This window comes from Streptomyces sp. NPDC001020 (assembly GCF_053599115.1).
Map to the genome: position 1 here is coordinate 275,272 of NZ_JBSFLQ010000003.1, position 13,870 is coordinate 289,141.

Genomic DNA, 13,870 nt, shown 5'->3' on the forward strand with positions numbered 1-13,870 from the left:
CTCTTACAAGCCCGACTCGGAGGTGCGCACCAGGATGCGGCCGCAGTTCTCGCAGCGCACGACCTTGTCCGGCGCGGCAGCGCGGATCTCGCTCAGCTCCGTGATCGCCAGCTCCTGGCGGCAGCCCTGGCAGGTGCGCTGGTACAGCTTGGCCGCGCCGATGCCGCCCTGCTGCCCGCGCAGCTTGTCGTACAGCTTCAGCAGGTCCGCGGGCACCGAACCGGCGATGACCTCGCGCTCCTTGGTCACCGACGCCACCTCGCCGTCGATCTCCTCGAAGGCCGCGTCCCGGCGCGCCATGGCGCCGTCGATCTTCGACTGCACCGAGGAGACCCGCTCGGTCAGCTCACCGACCCGCTCCTGCGCGGACTCGCGGCGCTCCATCACCTCCAGGACCACGTCTTCCAGGTCGCCCTGCCGCTTGGCGAGCGAGGCGATCTCGTGCTGGAGGTTCTCCAGGTCCTTGGGGGAGGTGATCGCGCCGGAGTCGAGGCGCTGCTGGTCGCGGGCGGAGCGCTGGCGCACCTGGTCCACGTCCTGCTCCGCCTTGGTCTGCTCGCGGGCGCAGTCGCTCTCCTCGGTCTGCGCGGCCACCAGCAGGTCGCGCAGCTGTGTGAGGTCCTTGGTCAGCGACTCGATCTCGGCGTGCTCGGGCAGGGACCTCCGCCGGTGCGCGAGCTGCTGCAAGCGTACGTCGAGGGCCTGGACGTCGAGGAGTCGGATCTGGTCGGCGGGCGCGGCGTTCAGTTGGGGGCTCCAGGGGTGTGGGTCGGGGAGGAAGCCGCGTGGGCGGTCCAGGGGTCGGTGACCGTTTTCGAGACATGGACGCGAAGGTCCCATCCGTGCCGGTCGGAGATCTCGTCGAGCTGGGCGGCGGCCAGCTCGCACCAGGGCCATTCGGTGGCCCAGTGCGCCGCGTCGAGCAGCGCGAGAGGACTGTGGGCGCCATCCGCCATGAACTCTGAGGCCGGGTGGTGGCGGAGGTCCGCGGTGAGGAAGGCGTCGACGCCGGCCGCGCGGACGTCGGCGAAGAGGCTGTCGCCGGAGCCGCCGCTGACGGCGACCGTGCGGACGAGGGCGTCGGGGTCGCCGGCGACGCGAACGCCCTGCGCAGTGGCGGGCAGCCGTTCGGCGGCGCGGGCGGCCAGCTCGCGGACGGTCAGCGGGTGGTCCAGCTCGCAGATGCGGCCAAGGCCCCGGCGACCGTCCGGGTCTGTCGGGTCCGGTACGAGGGGGCGCAGGACCCGCAGGTCGAGCGCGCCGGCCAGGGCGTCGCTGACACCTGGATCGGCCCGGTCGGCGTTGGTGTGGGCGACATGCAGCGCGACGTCGTTCTTGATGAGGGTGTGCACGACACGGCCCTTGAAGGTGGAGGCCGCCACCGTCGTGGTCCCCCGCAGATAGAGCGGGTGGTGCGTGACCAGCAGGTCCGCGCCCAGCTTCACCGCCTCGTCGACGATCTCCTGGACGGGATCGACGGCGAAGAGGACCCGGGAGACCTCCTGGCCGGGGTCGCCGACGACCGTGCCGACCGCGTCCCAGGACTCGGCCCGCTCGGCAGGCCACAGGGTTTCCAGCGCGGCGATGACTTCAGACAGACGGGGCACGGGGAAAAGGCTACCTGGCCCCGGTCTGTGCCATACCGGGTCACGGGTCGACCGGCCATCTGGGCGGCACGGGGTGGCCTGCGGGCGGGACGCGTCCGTTCCTCGTGCAGCACATCCGCCCCCGTTTCCTCAGGCGAACGGCGAGACGAACACCCTTATGTGTGAAGCGGCCCTCGGGGATGCCACGTCTGTGCGTATGAAAACTAGCTTCTTCGCCGGAGGTGACCGAACGATGACGGCCTGTGCCTTCATGACCGCGACGGAGAACGGGAACGACTGGACCGCCCGAACCGGATGTGTGATCACCGCGGACGGTTCCTACGCCGCGCGGCTCGCCCGGGACGGCGAGTCCTGGTACCCGGAGCGCTGGACCCTGGACGGACCGGAACCGTACGCCGTACCGCTGCCCGGCAGCCGGCCGGAGGAACCCGGCACCGAAGTGCAGCCGATGACTGACGGGCGGGTGCTGATCCACCGTGCCGCGGACGGGCGGCACACGTTCTCACTGCTGTACCCGACGGGTCCGGGGACCGGGGAGCTGGCACTGGGTGCGCTGGAGTACCCGAACCAGGGCACCCGGCTGTGGCTGCTGCCGCCCGTGCCGACGGGAGACCGCGCGTACGCGCTCGCGGTGGACGCCGACACGACGACGGTGTGGCTGGTGGCGGGCGGGGCGCACGGTCCCGAGCGCCTGGCCCGGGTGCCGGCCCGCTGCTCCGGAGGGGTGTGGTTGGACCGTACGGGCCGGATGCTGGCCCTGGACCGCATGCCTGAGGGGGGTCCCACGAAGACGGTGGTGGTGGACCTGGGACGGGGCGGGGAGGTGTCGCCGCTGCTGGAGATCACGGAGGAGAGCGAGGACCGGGTGCTGCTCGCCGACCCGGACAGCGGGCTGCTGCTGATCCGCTCGGACGCGCCGTCGCCCGGTCGTGGCCGGCTGGGTTGGGGAGTGCTGGGGAGCGCGCTGCCGGTGCGCTTTCCGAAGTGCCTGCGCCTGGACACCTGTTCCGTGACGCCGTTCGCGATCCAGCCGGGGCAGACGCTGACCCCGGAGAGCTGTGCGGTGGCGCTGCGGATCGACGGGGCGGCGGGCAGTTGGGTCGGGGTGTGGCACCCGGCGGACCGCCGGGTTCAGCACCTCGCGCCGCCCACCGGCTGGTTGGCGGGGGCGGGGCTGTGGACGCCGGAGGGGGTGCTGCGGCTTCCGTATGCGACGGAGGCGCTGCGGTGCGGGGTGGCGCGGCTGACGGCGCCCGGTGGAGCCGTCCCGCCCGGGCCCGTGAGGGAGCGCTCCGAGCGGCCGGCCCGGCAGTCCGCGGAGCGGGAAGCGGCGCGGCCGGTGCCGTTGCAGCAGGCGCCGTTGCGGGGGCGTACGGCGACCGAGGCCGCCAAGGTGCGCAGACCCCTGGCGGAACCGGCACGCAGACCACCGGCGGGCGCGGTACGCAAACCTCTGCCGGAAGCGGTGGGGACGCCTCCGGCGGAAGTGGCGAAGACTTCTCCGGCTGGCAACGCTCCTGTCATGGCCGCCCGTTAGACTCGCCCGGCTGTACGAAGGATCATATTGACGGGGTGAGCACTTCCGATGAGCGACAACAACACCACACCGCCTATGTCTGCCCAGGCCTCGGAGGCCTCCGGTCACGGTCGGCACCGCGGCCCGGTTTCCGCCCAGGAAGCCGAGTCGGCCCCGAGCGGCCGGCACCGCAAGCTGTCCGAGGAGGCCGAGCAGGTCGGTAGCTCGGTGGCCTGACAGTGGGCCAACGGCAGGCGGAAAAGTGAACTGAAGTCCACCGGTTTCACTGAACCGCCTACCGGTTGCCGCATCACACACGGCCCCGCCCGTCGGACGACGGGCGGGGCCGCTCTGTGCGTGGCCCGGGAGTGGCCCGGAGACTCGGCTGACTCAGGAGTGTTCGACGGTCGTGTCGGCGAGGACAGGAGCGTCGCCGCGTTCGACCGCCCGCACGGCCACCCGGATCGAGTTGTCCCGCCGCCACATACGGATGCGCAGGGTCTCGCCCGGGAAGACGACCCCGACGAAGCGCGTGGAGTAGGCGCGGACCCGGCTCACGTCCCCCTCGAGCAGGGTGTCGACGACGGCCTTGAGCGTCATCCCGTAAGTGCACAGACCGTGCAGGACGGGCCGCTCGAATCCAGCGAGCCGCGCGAACTCGGGGTCGGCGTGCAGCGGGTTCCAGTCCCCGGAGAGGCGGTAGAGCAAGGCTTGGTCCTCGCGGATCGGCCGCTCCACCACCTTGTCGGGCTCGCCGGTGGGCGGATCGGCAGGGCGGGCGGAGGGACCGCGGTCGCCGCCCCAGCCGCCTTCCTCTCGCACGTAGATCTGCGCGTCGCCGGTCCACAGCGGACCGTCGGCGTCACCGACGTCGGTACGCAGGACGAGGACGGCGGCCTTGCCCTTGTCGTACACCGCGGCGATACGGGAGACGGCCTTTGCCCTTCCCTCGGTCGGGATCGGGCGGTGGATCCGCAGCGTCTGGCCGCCGTGCAGGACGTGGGCGAGGTCGACGTCGACGCCGGGCATGGACAGACCGGCGATCACGCCCGGGGAGCCGGCCCCTGCCACGGTGGCGAAGCTCGGCAGGACGTGCAGTCGGGACTCCAGGGTGTAGCGCAACTCGTCGGGGCCGGTGGCGGGAACGCCCGCGCCGATGCCGAGGTGGTAGAGCTGGACGTCCTTGGCGGTCCAGGCGATCTCACCGGTCCGGGGGTCGGCGGCGAGGGCCTTGACTGCGTCGATCGGCATGGGGCTCCCGGTGTGTCGTCATGAGCCGAGCCAGAACGCGTCCACTCGCCCGACTCCCCCTGTATAGCCCAGCGTTCCGCCCCCGGAAAGGTCCTGACCGGGCGTCAGGTCGAGGACGCCAAATCGGGGACGTCAGGTCGGTCGACACACGGTGACATTTGTCCTGCCGGAGTCCGTACAACCGCATCTGCCGAGCGAGCACCGTGCGCTCGTAGCGTCGTGGTCATGACGAAGACGACCGGGACACCACCCGCCGTGGCCTTCACGGGGACGGTCAAGACCTACGGCACCGTACGCGCCGTCGACGGCGTCGACCTGGAGATCGAGCGCGGCGAGACCGTCGCGCTGCTGGGCCGCAACGGCGCCGGGAAGTCCACGACGATCTCCCTTCTGCTCGGTCTGAACGAGCCCGACGCGGGCACGGTGGAGCTGTTCGGCGTGCCCCCGGAGCGGGCCGTGCGCGCGGGCCGGGTGGGCGCCATGCTGCAGGACGCACGGGCGGTACCCCGGGTCACCGTCCGCGAACTGGTCTCCTTCGTGGCCGGCCGCTACCCCGCACCGCTGCCGGTCGCACAGGCCCTGGAACTGGCCGGGATCACCGACCTGGCCGGGCGGCGGGTGGACCGGCTCTCCGGCGGGCAGACGCAGCGGGTGCGGTTCGCGGTGGCGCTCGCCGGGAACCCGTCGCTGATCGTCCTGGACGAGCCCACCGCCGCTCTCGATGTCGAGGCACGGCGCGCCTTCTGGGACTCCATGCGCGGGTACGCGCGCCGCGGTCACACCGTCCTGTTCTCCACGCACTACCTGGAGGAGGCCGACGCGCACGCCGACCGGATCCTGGTCATCGACCGCGGCCGGATCGTCGCGGACGGCACCGGCGAGCAGTTGAGGCGGGCGGCGGGCGGCAACCTGGTCTCGATCGACCTGGCCGGTCGCGGCACCGACGGCCTGACCCTGCTGCCCGGTGTGCGCTCGCTGGAGGTGCGCGGTGACCGGGCGCTGCTGCGCACGGACGACTCCGACGCCACGGTGATCGCCCTGGCCGACCTGGGTGCGATACGCGGCCTCGAGGTCGCCCCTGCGTCGCTGGACGACGCGTTCCTGACCCTGACCTCGCGCACGATGGAGACGGTCTGATGCTCGACTACCTGCTGCTGGAAGTGCGCCGGACCCTGCGCGACGCCGGTTTCGTGATCGGCGGGATCGCGATGCCGGTGATGATGTACCTGTTGTTCACCAACATCGGTGAGATCGACGCCGGTTGGAAGGCCGCGTCCATGGTCGGGATGGCCGCGTACGGCGCGGTCGGCTCCGCCCTCAACACCGGCGGCGGCGTCGCCGAGGACCGGGCGATCGGCTGGCTGCGGCAGCTCAGGGTGACCCCGATGACCCCGCGTCAGGTCGTCACCGGCCGGGCACTGACCGGTTCGGTGACGGTGCTGCCCGCGATCGTCGCGGTGCTCGCGGCGGGCGGCCTCGTCAACGGCGTACGGCTGGCGGCCTGGCAGTGGGCGACGATCGCGCTGTTGCTGTGGCTCGGCTCGATCCCCTTCACCCTGCTCGGCCTCGGCAACGGCTACCGGCTGACCGCGCAGACCACCGGCGTGGCGAACATGGTGTGCAACCTGGGACTGGCCGTCCTCGGCGGTCTGTGGTTCCCGGTCGCCCTCTTCCCCGGTTGGCTTCGCTCGGTGTCCGCGTTCACCCCAACCCACCGTTTCGCCCAGCTCGGCACGGCGGTCGCCGAGGGCCACTCCCCGGCGGCCGGTGCCGTCCTCGTGCTCACGGCCTGGCTGCTGGCGTTCGGTTCGTACGCTGTGCTGTCGTACCGCCGGTATGCCGGGAACATCTGATCGGGGGACGGGGACATGGCCTGGTTGCGAGGGGTGTCGTGCCGCTTGGACGCATGGCGACTGGACCGTCGGGCGTGGCAGGAGGACACAAAACGCCTCAACTCCGAGTACAGGAGCGCCCGGAAGGCCGGCAAGGCACACGAGGAACCGGGCCCACCACCCAACGGCTTCTCCCTGCTCCCCTGGCTGCTGATGGGGATGGGCGCCTTCTCCAATCTCTTCCAGGGCAAGACCCCGGACCCCTGGATCGGCTCCATAGGGCTGATCACCTTCAACTCCCTCTACATCTATGTGACATTCCGCGCCTTCCACAGGCAGACCCGTGAGGCGACCTCCACGCGGGTGGCGCTCGTCCTGATGGGCCTGGTGACCTGTGCTCTGGCCATCGGGTACGGCGGCGACTGGCTGCTCTTCTTCCCGCTGCTGGGGCTCGCGGCCGGCGCGACGGTCCGGGGCCCGTGGCTGGGCAAGACCGGCCTCGGCCTCAGCGCGCTCGCCGGCGTCATCGCCGGCTTCCGCGTCGGCACGGACGCGATCACCATCGTGTACGGCACGTTCCTGTCGACGATGGTGACCGCGGCGATCCTCGGACTGTCCGAGGCCGTACGCGAACTGCGCGCCGCCCGCGAGGAACTGGCCCGCCGGGCGGTGGAGAAGGAGCGTCTGCGCTTCTCCCGCGATCTGCACGATCTGCTCGGCCACACCCTCTCGGTCATCGTCGTGAAGTCGGAGGCGGCCCGCCGTCTGGCCCGCCACGACCTGGAGGCGGCGCTGGCGCAGGTCACCGACATCGAGTCCGTCGGCCGGCAGGCGCTCACCGAGATCCGCGAGGCGGTCACGGGCTACCGCGAGGGCAGCCTGGCCACGGAGCTGGACCGCGCCCGCTCGGCCCTGACCGCGGCCGGCATCGAACCCGTCGTACGCCGCTCGGGCGCGCCGCTGGTGCCCCAGACCGAGGCGCTGCTCGGCTGGGTGGTCCGCGAGGCCGTCACCAACGCCGTACGGCACAGCGGCGCGAACCGTTGCGAGATCACCGTCGACAGCACCTCGGAACGCGTCCGGCTGACCGTCGCCGACAACGGGAGCGGCGTGCCCTCGGCACCGCGCCCGGAGGGCGTCGGCGGCACCGGCCTGAGAGGGCTGACCGAGCGCCTGGCGGCAGCGGGCGGCTCCCTGCGAGCCGGCCCGTCACCGCGCGGCGGTTTCACGGTCACCGCGGAACTGCCGGTGGAGCCGGAACGCCCCGTGGAGCCGGGGTATGCGCTGCCGTCCACTGCGGCCACGGCGCCCACGGGTGACTGACCGCCCTGCTCAACTCGTTCGCGGCAATACGAACGGGTGACCGTGGAAGGTGACCGTGGAAGAAGACGCGCCCAGGCAGCCGTAGTGCATGCCAGGCTGGCGGTATGACGGCTGACGCACTGCACCTGACCGCCGCGATCACCCATGAAGGCGAGTGGTACGTGGCGCGCTGCCTCCAGGTCGAGGTCACCTCCCAAGGCGCGACGATCGAGGAGGCCCTGGAAAACCTCCGTGAGGCACTCGAGCTCTACTTCGAGGACGCTCCCGCTCCCAAGGTCACCGACGTGATCACCGCTCCCATCGAGGTGCGCGTCGCATGAGCCCTGCCGTCCTCACAGGCCTCTCCGGTTCAGCAGTCGCGAAGGCCCTCGAACGCGGCGGTTTCGAGCACATCGCCACTCGCGGCAGCCACGCCAAGTACCGCAGCGGGGAAAGGACCGTCATCGTCCCCCTCCACCACAGTCTCGCCCCAGGCACCCTCCGTTCCAACCTCCGCCAGGCCGACTGGACCGTGGACGACCTCGAGAAGCATATGAAGTAGCACCTCGCCACACCCGACCCCTGACGGCAACCGAACCCAACAGGCAGCCCAGGGATGCGTCAGCCCCATACCCTGGGGGCGTGAATGAGATGCCCGCGGATCGTCGGCCGTCGAAGTGCGTCAGGGTCCTGCTCGCCGAGGACCAGGGCATGATGCGCGGTGCCCTCGCCCTGCTGCTCGGTATGGAAGCGGACATGGAGGTCGTCGCCCAGGTCGCGGCGGGCGACGCGATCGTGGACGCGGCACTGACCCACCGCCCGGACGTGGCCCTCCTGGACATCGAACTGCCGGGCATGAGCGGGCTGGACGCGGCCGCCGAGCTGCGTGAACAGGTCCCGGGCTGCCGGGTGTTGATCCTCACCACCTTTGGTCGGCCCGGCTATCTGCGCCGCGCCATGGACGCGGGCGCCGCCGGCTTCCTGGTCAAGGACGGGCCGGTGGAGGAACTGGCCGCCGCGATCCGCCGGGTGCTCGCCGGCGAGACGGTCGTCGACCCGGCGCTGGCCACGGCGGCCCTCAGCGCCGGTCCCAGCCCCCTCACCGCCCGCGAGTGCGACGTACTGAAGGCCTCCGTGGACGGGGCGACGGTCGCCGACATCGCCGCCAGACTCCACCTCTCCGAGTCCACCGTCCGCAACTACCTCTCCTCCGCCATCGGTAAGACCGGCACCCGCAACCGCATGGAGGCGGTGCGGGAGGCCCGGCAGCAGGGATGGCTGTAGGGAGGACGCTCGCCGAGGGCCCCGCCCAACGGCGCGCCGACGGCGCTTTCCGAAGGGCGTGGGCCGAGGAACCCGACGTCACGCCGCCCCGTACCACGGGCCTCAACTCCTCCCTTGGCTCTGCTACTTCGAGACTTCGTCGCTTTTCCAGCCCGTTCCTTTCGGCCCCAGGCACACGAACCAGTTCACCGGGGAGCCGGCCGCCGAGCGGATCCCCCGGTGTTTCGGGTTGTCGTCGGAGGCCCTGTGGACCACCGAGGTCGTGCCGTCCTTCCATGTGCAGGTGACCTGCTGGGCGGTCTTGGCGACCTTGCCGACGACCAGGCGGTAAGGGCCAAGAGTGCCGGGCTTCAAAGGGGCCGCCATGCTCTGGATGTCGCCGCCCGACATGCGGTCCCACTTCTTGACCGTGTTGAACATGATCGTCCTCGGTTGGCCGTCCCCGACGCCCCGAGCTACGAAGTACGAGGTCTTGCCGACCAGGTCGGAAGCCTTGCCCACCTCCGCGGGGTGCACCCCGTACTCGCGCATGGCGCCCAGTTGCAGCCGCGCCTCGCTCTCATCGCGCGGCGCTCCCCACACGTCGATGTAGACAGCCCACTCCTCGCCCTGGTCGGTTCCCGCCGCCAGCTCGGTGCGCTGGGGCTGGGACACGTGCCGCGCCTCCGGAGAGGCCGGCTGTGTCGCCGCCGGCGCCACCCGGTTCCCGCCCTCGCCGGGCAGGCCCGCCAAAGCGAGTGTGGCGCCCGTGGAACCGGCGAGCACCAGGGCCGTGGCCCCCGCGACTGCCAGGCGGCGGGCCCTACGACGCCTGCCGCCCCGGATCACCGCCTGGTAGGGGGCTATGCCGATCTCGACCTCGTCCGCGGCGTCGGCCAGCAGGAGGGCGATGTCCCTGTGCGTCATGTCCTGGTTCTCCCGGTCCGCGCTCATCACTTCCGCCCTCCCTCGGTCACCGTCTCGGCCAAGCCGGGTATGGCGCGGAGTTTCGCGATCCCCTTGGCCGCATTGCTCTTCACCGTGCCCACCGAGCAGCCCATCGCCTCGGCCGTCTGCGTCTCGGTCAAGTCCTCCCAGTACCGCAGAACCACCGCGGTCCGCTGTCGCGGGGGCAGTTGGGTGAGCGCCTTCAGCAGGGCGCTGCGGTCGTCGGCCTGGGCGATGCGGTCGCCGGTGTCCGGCACCTCACGCACCAGGCCCGAGTCGTCCCTCGGCGCGAGGAACTCCTTGAGGCGTCTGCGATGCCTGCGCGCATGCGCGTTGATCATCACGCGTCGTACGTACGCCTCCGGGTCGTCGGCCGAGCCGACCCTGCGCCATGCCACATAGACCTGTTCCAGCGTCGACTGAACCAGGTCCTCCGCGGCGTGCTGCTCCCCCGTGAGGAGAAATGCCGTGCGCATCAACCGCGGCCAGCGGCCGATGACGAAGCTCTGGAACTCCGAGTCCCGAGCCTGCTTCCGATCCCCCATGGGCACCTCCTAGATGTCAAAAGGAGTCCATGGGGCCACCGGACCGTTGCCTCACCGAGCGGAATTCGCGGAAGTTTTTCGCGGCAGCCACACCAGCATCAGCACAGCCCCCGCCACCAGCACGCACCCGCTTACCCGAAACGCCTGCGCGTAGCCCTCCGTGAGGGCCTCGGCCGACTGGCGTCCCCCCGTGCGCGTCGCGGCGACCGCGGACATGACCGCGAGCCCCAGCGAACCGCCCATCGTGCGCGAGGTGTTGACCAGCCCCGACACCAGCCCGGCGTCCTCCGGCGCCGCCCCGGAGATGGCGAGCGCGGCGAGTGGGGTCATCGCCACACCCGCGCCCAGCATCATCAGGATCCCCGGAAGCATGATCGCCGTCAGATAGCGCCCGTCCGCCGTCATGGTCGACTGCCAGCCGAAACCGGCCGCCGTGACCAGCGTCCCGATTACCGTCGCGTTCCGCGCCCCCACGACCCGCATGACCCGGGGCGCGAGCTTGGACCCGAGCACCACGGCCAGTGAGCTCGGCATCAGCGCGAGGCCGGCGTCCAGCGGCGAGTAGCCGAGGGCGTTCTGCGCGTACAGCGTCATGAAGAACCACATGCAGAACGAGGCCGAACCGGAGACGAACATGGCCGCGTTCGCCGAGGCCACCGACCGCACCCGCAGCAGCCCCAGGCGCATCAGCGGGGCCTTCGTGCGCGCCTCGACGGCCAGGAACAGGCCGATGAGGAGGATCCCGGCGAACAGCGGCACCAGGGTCGCCGCCGCCGTCCAGCCCTCGGCCTCCGTCTGCACGATCCCGTACGCGAGCGTGGCCAGCCCCGCCGTGACCAGCAACGCGCCCGGCAGGTCGAGCCGTCGCCCGTCCCCGGCGCGGCTCTCGGTCAGCCACCGTGTCGCCGCGGCCAGGACGACGGCGCCGACCGGCACGTTGATGAGGAGCACCCAGCGCCACGACAGCCCGTCCACGAGCAGGCCGCCGACGAGCCCGCCCGCCGCGCCCCCGCCGGCGCCCACCGCGGTCCAGGTCGCGATGGCACGTGCCCGTGCGGCACCTTCCGGCACCGCCGCGGTGAGCAGCGTCAGCGTCGAGGGCGCGAGCACGGCCGCCCCCAGTCCCTGTACGGCCCGTGCGACCAGCAGCTCCCAGCCCTGCTGGGCCAGCCCGCCGAAGACGGAAGCCAGGGTGAACAGGGCGAGCCCCACCAGGAACATCCGCTTGCGCCCGTACAGATCCCCGGCCCGCCCGCCCAGCAGCATGAACCCGGCGAAGGCGATCGCGTACGCGTTCACGACCCACTGCAGCCCGGACGCACTCAGTCCCAGATCGGCCCGCATCGACGGCAGCGCCACGTTGACGACGGAAACGTCCAGCACCACGAGGAACTGCCCGGCGCACGCGAGTGCGACCACCACCCAGGTGGGCGGCGCGGAACGGCGGCTTGTGAAGGTGTCTTCGGCGGTTCGCAGCATGAAGGGCATGGTCCCAACCGCGGTAGGTCGCGCGCATCGGGATTTCGCCGTATCGCGGCTCGGCCCTGCGGCCTAGTGCCGCGGCAGGTCAAGTGACGGTCAATCAGTCCGCCATGGAATGGTCAAAGGTCAGTTAGGAAGCCGAAGTATCGGAATAGGTGCCTGAGCGAACGGGGTTTACCCAGCGCCTGTCCCGCACGGATCTCGCACGACCGACCTTCCGCACCACTCCCGATCTCCGGCCCGGAGGCCTACGCAATGACGCACATACCGACCGACCGATCCAGTCGAGGGCGGTCGGGCGCGATCGTGCCGGTGCTCGCCTTCGCGGGCATCGTTGTCGCGGTGATGCAGACCCTGCTCGTCCCGGTCATCAAGGATCTGCCGCAGTTACTGAGCACCACACCCAGCAACGCCACCTGGGTACTGACCTCGACCCTGCTCTCGGGCGCCGTGGCCACGCCCATCATGGGCCGCCTCGGCGACCTCTACGGCAAGCGTCGGATGCTGCTCACCAGCCTGGCCGTGATGGTGATCGGCGCGCTGGTCAGCGGCTCCACCAGCGACCTCGTACCGATGATCGTCGGTCGTACGCTCCAGGGCTTCGCGATGGGCGCGATACCGCTCGGCATCGGCCTGATGCGCGACACGCTGCCCCGTGAGCGGCTCGCCTCGGCGATGGCGCTGATGAGCTCCTCGATCGGCGTCGGCGGCGGACTCGCGCTGCCCTCCGCGGCCCTGGTCGCCCAGCACGCCGACTGGCACGCCCTGTTCTTCGCCACCGCCGGACTCGGCGCCCTCTCCATCGTCCTCACCCTCCTCGTCGTGCCGGAGTCCACGACGCGCGCCAAGGGCTCCTTCGACCTGCTGGGCGCGCTCGGCCTGTCCGCCGGCCTGGTTCTGCTCCTGCTGCCGGTCACCAAGGGCAGCGACTGGGGCTGGGCGTCCGGCACCACGCTCGGCATGTTCGCGGCTTCTGCCGTCGTCCTCGGCCTGTGGGGCGTCCTGGAACTGCGCCTGGACGCGCCGCTGGTCGACCTGCGCACCACCGCCCGCCGCGAGGTCCTGCTCACCAACCTCGCCTCGATCATGGTCGGCGTCGCGTTCTTCGTCGTCTCGCTCGTCCTGCCGCAGCTGCTCCAACTGCCCACCGCCACCGGCTACGGTCTGGGCCGGTCGATGGTCGTCGCGGGCCTGTGCGTGGCGCCGCTGGGCCTGACGATGATGTTCACGGCCCCGGTCTACGCCCGGCTGTCCGCCCGGTACGGCCCGAAGGTCACCCTCATCACCGGCCTGCTGATCATCGCGATCGGCTACGGCGCCGGTCTCGGCCTGATGGACGCCGCCTGGCAGACCGTGATCACCTCCGTGCTCCTGGGCGCGGGCATCGGACTCGCCTACTCCTCGCTGCCCGCGCTGATCGTCGGCGCGGTCCCGGCCTCCGAGACGGGTGCGGCCAACGGCCTCAACACCCTGATGCGTTCGATCGGCACGTCGGTCTCCAGCGCCGTCATCGGCATGGTGCTCGCCAACACCGCCCACCAGGTGAACGGCCTCGCGGTCCCCACCATGCACGGCTTCCGCCTCTCCTTCCTGATCGCGACCGGCGCGGTGGCGCTCGGCCTGCTGGCCGCCCTCTTCCTGCCCGGGCAACGCCCTTCGGTCCGCACGCAGTTGCGCGCGAGCAGCGAGGAGGATGCCCATCTGGCCCACGCCGACCAGGTACTGCGGGGCTTCCGCGGCCGGGTCCTGGACGCCGAGGGCGCCCCGGTGGCCCGTGCCAAGGTCACGCTGATCGACCGCGGGGGCCGTCAGGTGGGCGCCGCGCACTCCGCCGAGGACGGCAGCTACGCGCTGGTCGTGCCGACGGAGGGCCCCTACATCCTGGCCGCCAGGGCCGCCGGCCACGCCCCGCTCGCCGCATCGGCCACCCACACGGGCGACCAGCGCCCGGTCGACCTGGACCTCTGCCTGCCGGGCGAGACGGTTTCCGCCTGACCGGGCACCGCACGCACGCGCCCCTGTCGCACACGGCGAATTCCAGGGGTCGTTGCAACACAGGTGATCAACTGGCTGTGGCCAGGAGCTTAGCGAGGCGCTCGGCTGGGGTTTCCCAGCCGAGCGTTT

General features: G+C 71.4%; 15 protein-coding genes. 9 read left to right on the top strand and 6 right to left on the bottom strand.

The window, feature by feature from the left end:
* Nucleotides 1–3 precede the first annotated feature (3 nt).
* Nucleotides 4–747 carry a zinc ribbon domain-containing protein gene (locus ACWDEX_RS04230; protein ID WP_450461653.1) on the bottom strand — a complete coding sequence of 248 codons (744 nt, stop codon included), beginning with the start codon at nucleotides 745–747 and terminating at the stop codon, nucleotides 4–6.
* Nucleotides 744–1,607: a Nif3-like dinuclear metal center hexameric protein gene (locus tag ACWDEX_RS04235; RefSeq protein WP_450461629.1), complete on the bottom strand. Its 864-nt coding sequence runs from the start codon at nucleotides 1,605–1,607 to the stop codon at nucleotides 744–746. The genes ACWDEX_RS04230 and ACWDEX_RS04235 overlap by 4 nt, the downstream gene beginning before the upstream one ends.
* 232 nt (nucleotides 1,608–1,839) lie before the next feature.
* Between ACWDEX_RS04235 and ACWDEX_RS04240 the strand changes: the two genes are divergently transcribed.
* Nucleotides 1,840–3,144, top strand: coding sequence for a hypothetical protein (locus tag ACWDEX_RS04240; protein ID WP_450461630.1), 1,305 nt, complete (start codon nucleotides 1,840–1,842; stop codon nucleotides 3,142–3,144).
* A gap of 48 nt (nucleotides 3,145–3,192) precedes the next feature.
* A complete protein-coding gene (locus ACWDEX_RS04245; protein WP_450461631.1) occupies nucleotides 3,193–3,360 on the top strand; it encodes a hypothetical protein in 168 nt (55 codons plus the stop codon).
* A gap of 153 nt (nucleotides 3,361–3,513) precedes the next feature.
* On the opposite strand, the gene ACWDEX_RS04250 is transcribed toward ACWDEX_RS04245, so the two are convergent.
* Entirely contained in the window at nucleotides 3,514–4,374 is an 861-nt protein-coding gene (locus ACWDEX_RS04250; RefSeq protein ID WP_450461632.1) for a MaoC/PaaZ C-terminal domain-containing protein, read from the bottom strand.
* 225 nt (nucleotides 4,375–4,599) lie between these two features.
* On the opposite strand from ACWDEX_RS04250, the gene ACWDEX_RS04255 reads away from it, so the two are divergent.
* The 6 genes from ACWDEX_RS04255 to ACWDEX_RS04280 all read left to right on the top strand — a co-directional run bounded on the left by ACWDEX_RS04255 (nucleotide 4,600) and on the right by ACWDEX_RS04280 (nucleotide 8,792).
* Nucleotides 4,600–5,511 (top strand): ABC transporter ATP-binding protein, encoded by a 912-nt coding sequence (locus tag ACWDEX_RS04255; protein WP_450461633.1) that lies wholly within the window; start codon nucleotides 4,600–4,602, stop codon nucleotides 5,509–5,511.
* Nucleotides 5,511–6,227, top strand: coding sequence for an ABC transporter permease (locus ACWDEX_RS04260; RefSeq protein WP_450461634.1), 717 nt, complete (start codon nucleotides 5,511–5,513; stop codon nucleotides 6,225–6,227). The genes ACWDEX_RS04255 and ACWDEX_RS04260 overlap by 1 nt, the downstream gene beginning before the upstream one ends.
* Nucleotides 6,228–6,242: 15 nt before the next feature.
* Nucleotides 6,243–7,529: a sensor histidine kinase gene (locus ACWDEX_RS04265; RefSeq protein WP_450461635.1), complete on the top strand. Its 1,287-nt coding sequence runs from the start codon at nucleotides 6,243–6,245 to the stop codon at nucleotides 7,527–7,529.
* A gap of 104 nt (nucleotides 7,530–7,633) precedes the next feature.
* On the top strand, nucleotides 7,634–7,849 hold the full coding sequence (locus ACWDEX_RS04270) for a type II toxin-antitoxin system HicB family antitoxin (RefSeq protein WP_450461636.1): 216 nt from the start codon (nucleotides 7,634–7,636) through the stop codon (nucleotides 7,847–7,849).
* Complete coding sequence (locus ACWDEX_RS04275; protein WP_450461638.1) at nucleotides 7,846–8,070, top strand: type II toxin-antitoxin system HicA family toxin; 225 nt, start codon at nucleotides 7,846–7,848, stop codon at nucleotides 8,068–8,070. The genes ACWDEX_RS04270 and ACWDEX_RS04275 overlap by 4 nt, the downstream gene beginning before the upstream one ends.
* An 89-nt stretch (nucleotides 8,071–8,159) precedes the next feature.
* Nucleotides 8,160–8,792 (top strand): response regulator, encoded by a 633-nt coding sequence (locus ACWDEX_RS04280; RefSeq protein WP_450461654.1) that lies wholly within the window; start codon nucleotides 8,160–8,162, stop codon nucleotides 8,790–8,792.
* 123 nt (nucleotides 8,793–8,915) lie between these two features.
* Here ACWDEX_RS04280 and ACWDEX_RS04285 read toward each other — a convergent pair whose 3' ends face one another.
* The 3 genes from ACWDEX_RS04285 to ACWDEX_RS04295 are packed head-to-tail and all read right to left on the bottom strand — an operon-like array spanning nucleotide 8,916 to nucleotide 11,752.
* On the bottom strand, nucleotides 8,916–9,725 hold the full coding sequence (locus ACWDEX_RS04285) for a hypothetical protein (protein ID WP_450461639.1): 810 nt from the start codon (nucleotides 9,723–9,725) through the stop codon (nucleotides 8,916–8,918).
* Nucleotides 9,725–10,264, bottom strand: coding sequence for a SigE family RNA polymerase sigma factor (locus ACWDEX_RS04290; protein ID WP_450461640.1), 540 nt, complete (start codon nucleotides 10,262–10,264; stop codon nucleotides 9,725–9,727). Before ACWDEX_RS04290 ends, ACWDEX_RS04285 begins: the two co-directional genes overlap by 1 nt.
* Before the next feature lie 51 nt (nucleotides 10,265–10,315).
* Nucleotides 10,316–11,752, bottom strand: coding sequence for an MFS transporter (locus tag ACWDEX_RS04295; protein WP_450461641.1), 1,437 nt, complete (start codon nucleotides 11,750–11,752; stop codon nucleotides 10,316–10,318).
* Nucleotides 11,753–12,001: 249 nt separating this feature from the next.
* On the opposite strand from ACWDEX_RS04295, the gene ACWDEX_RS04300 reads away from it, so the two are divergent.
* A complete protein-coding gene (locus ACWDEX_RS04300; protein WP_450461642.1) occupies nucleotides 12,002–13,741 on the top strand; it encodes an MFS transporter in 1,740 nt (579 codons plus the stop codon).
* The last annotated feature ends 129 nt before the right edge of the window (nucleotides 13,742–13,870 follow it).

What these genes read in the sequence shown, in the direction of transcription:
- ACWDEX_RS04240 (WP_450461630.1), top strand. Translation starts at nt 1,840, where the DNA reads ATGACGGCCTGTGCCTTCATGACCGCGACGGAGAACGGGAACGACTGG.
- ACWDEX_RS04245 (WP_450461631.1), top strand. Translation starts at nt 3,193, where the DNA reads ATGAGCGACAACAACACCACACCGCCTATGTCTGCCCAGGCCTCGGAG.
- ACWDEX_RS04250 (WP_450461632.1), bottom strand. Translation starts at nt 4,374, where the DNA reads ATGCCGATCGACGCAGTCAAGGCCCTCGCCGCCGACCCCCGGACCGGT.
- ACWDEX_RS04255 (WP_450461633.1), top strand. Translation starts at nt 4,600, where the DNA reads ATGACGAAGACGACCGGGACACCACCCGCCGTGGCCTTCACGGGGACG.
- ACWDEX_RS04260 (WP_450461634.1), top strand. Translation starts at nt 5,511, where the DNA reads ATGCTCGACTACCTGCTGCTGGAAGTGCGCCGGACCCTGCGCGACGCC.
- ACWDEX_RS04265 (WP_450461635.1), top strand. Translation starts at nt 6,243, where the DNA reads ATGGCCTGGTTGCGAGGGGTGTCGTGCCGCTTGGACGCATGGCGACTG.
- ACWDEX_RS04270 (WP_450461636.1), top strand. Translation starts at nt 7,634, where the DNA reads ATGACGGCTGACGCACTGCACCTGACCGCCGCGATCACCCATGAAGGC.
- ACWDEX_RS04275 (WP_450461638.1), top strand. Translation starts at nt 7,846, where the DNA reads ATGAGCCCTGCCGTCCTCACAGGCCTCTCCGGTTCAGCAGTCGCGAAG.
- ACWDEX_RS04280 (WP_450461654.1), top strand. Translation starts at nt 8,160, where the DNA reads ATGCCCGCGGATCGTCGGCCGTCGAAGTGCGTCAGGGTCCTGCTCGCC.
- ACWDEX_RS04285 (WP_450461639.1), bottom strand. Translation starts at nt 9,725, where the DNA reads ATGAGCGCGGACCGGGAGAACCAGGACATGACGCACAGGGACATCGCC.
- ACWDEX_RS04290 (WP_450461640.1), bottom strand. Translation starts at nt 10,264, where the DNA reads ATGGGGGATCGGAAGCAGGCTCGGGACTCGGAGTTCCAGAGCTTCGTC.
- ACWDEX_RS04295 (WP_450461641.1), bottom strand. Translation starts at nt 11,752, where the DNA reads ATGCCCTTCATGCTGCGAACCGCCGAAGACACCTTCACAAGCCGCCGT.
- ACWDEX_RS04300 (WP_450461642.1), top strand. Translation starts at nt 12,002, where the DNA reads ATGACGCACATACCGACCGACCGATCCAGTCGAGGGCGGTCGGGCGCG.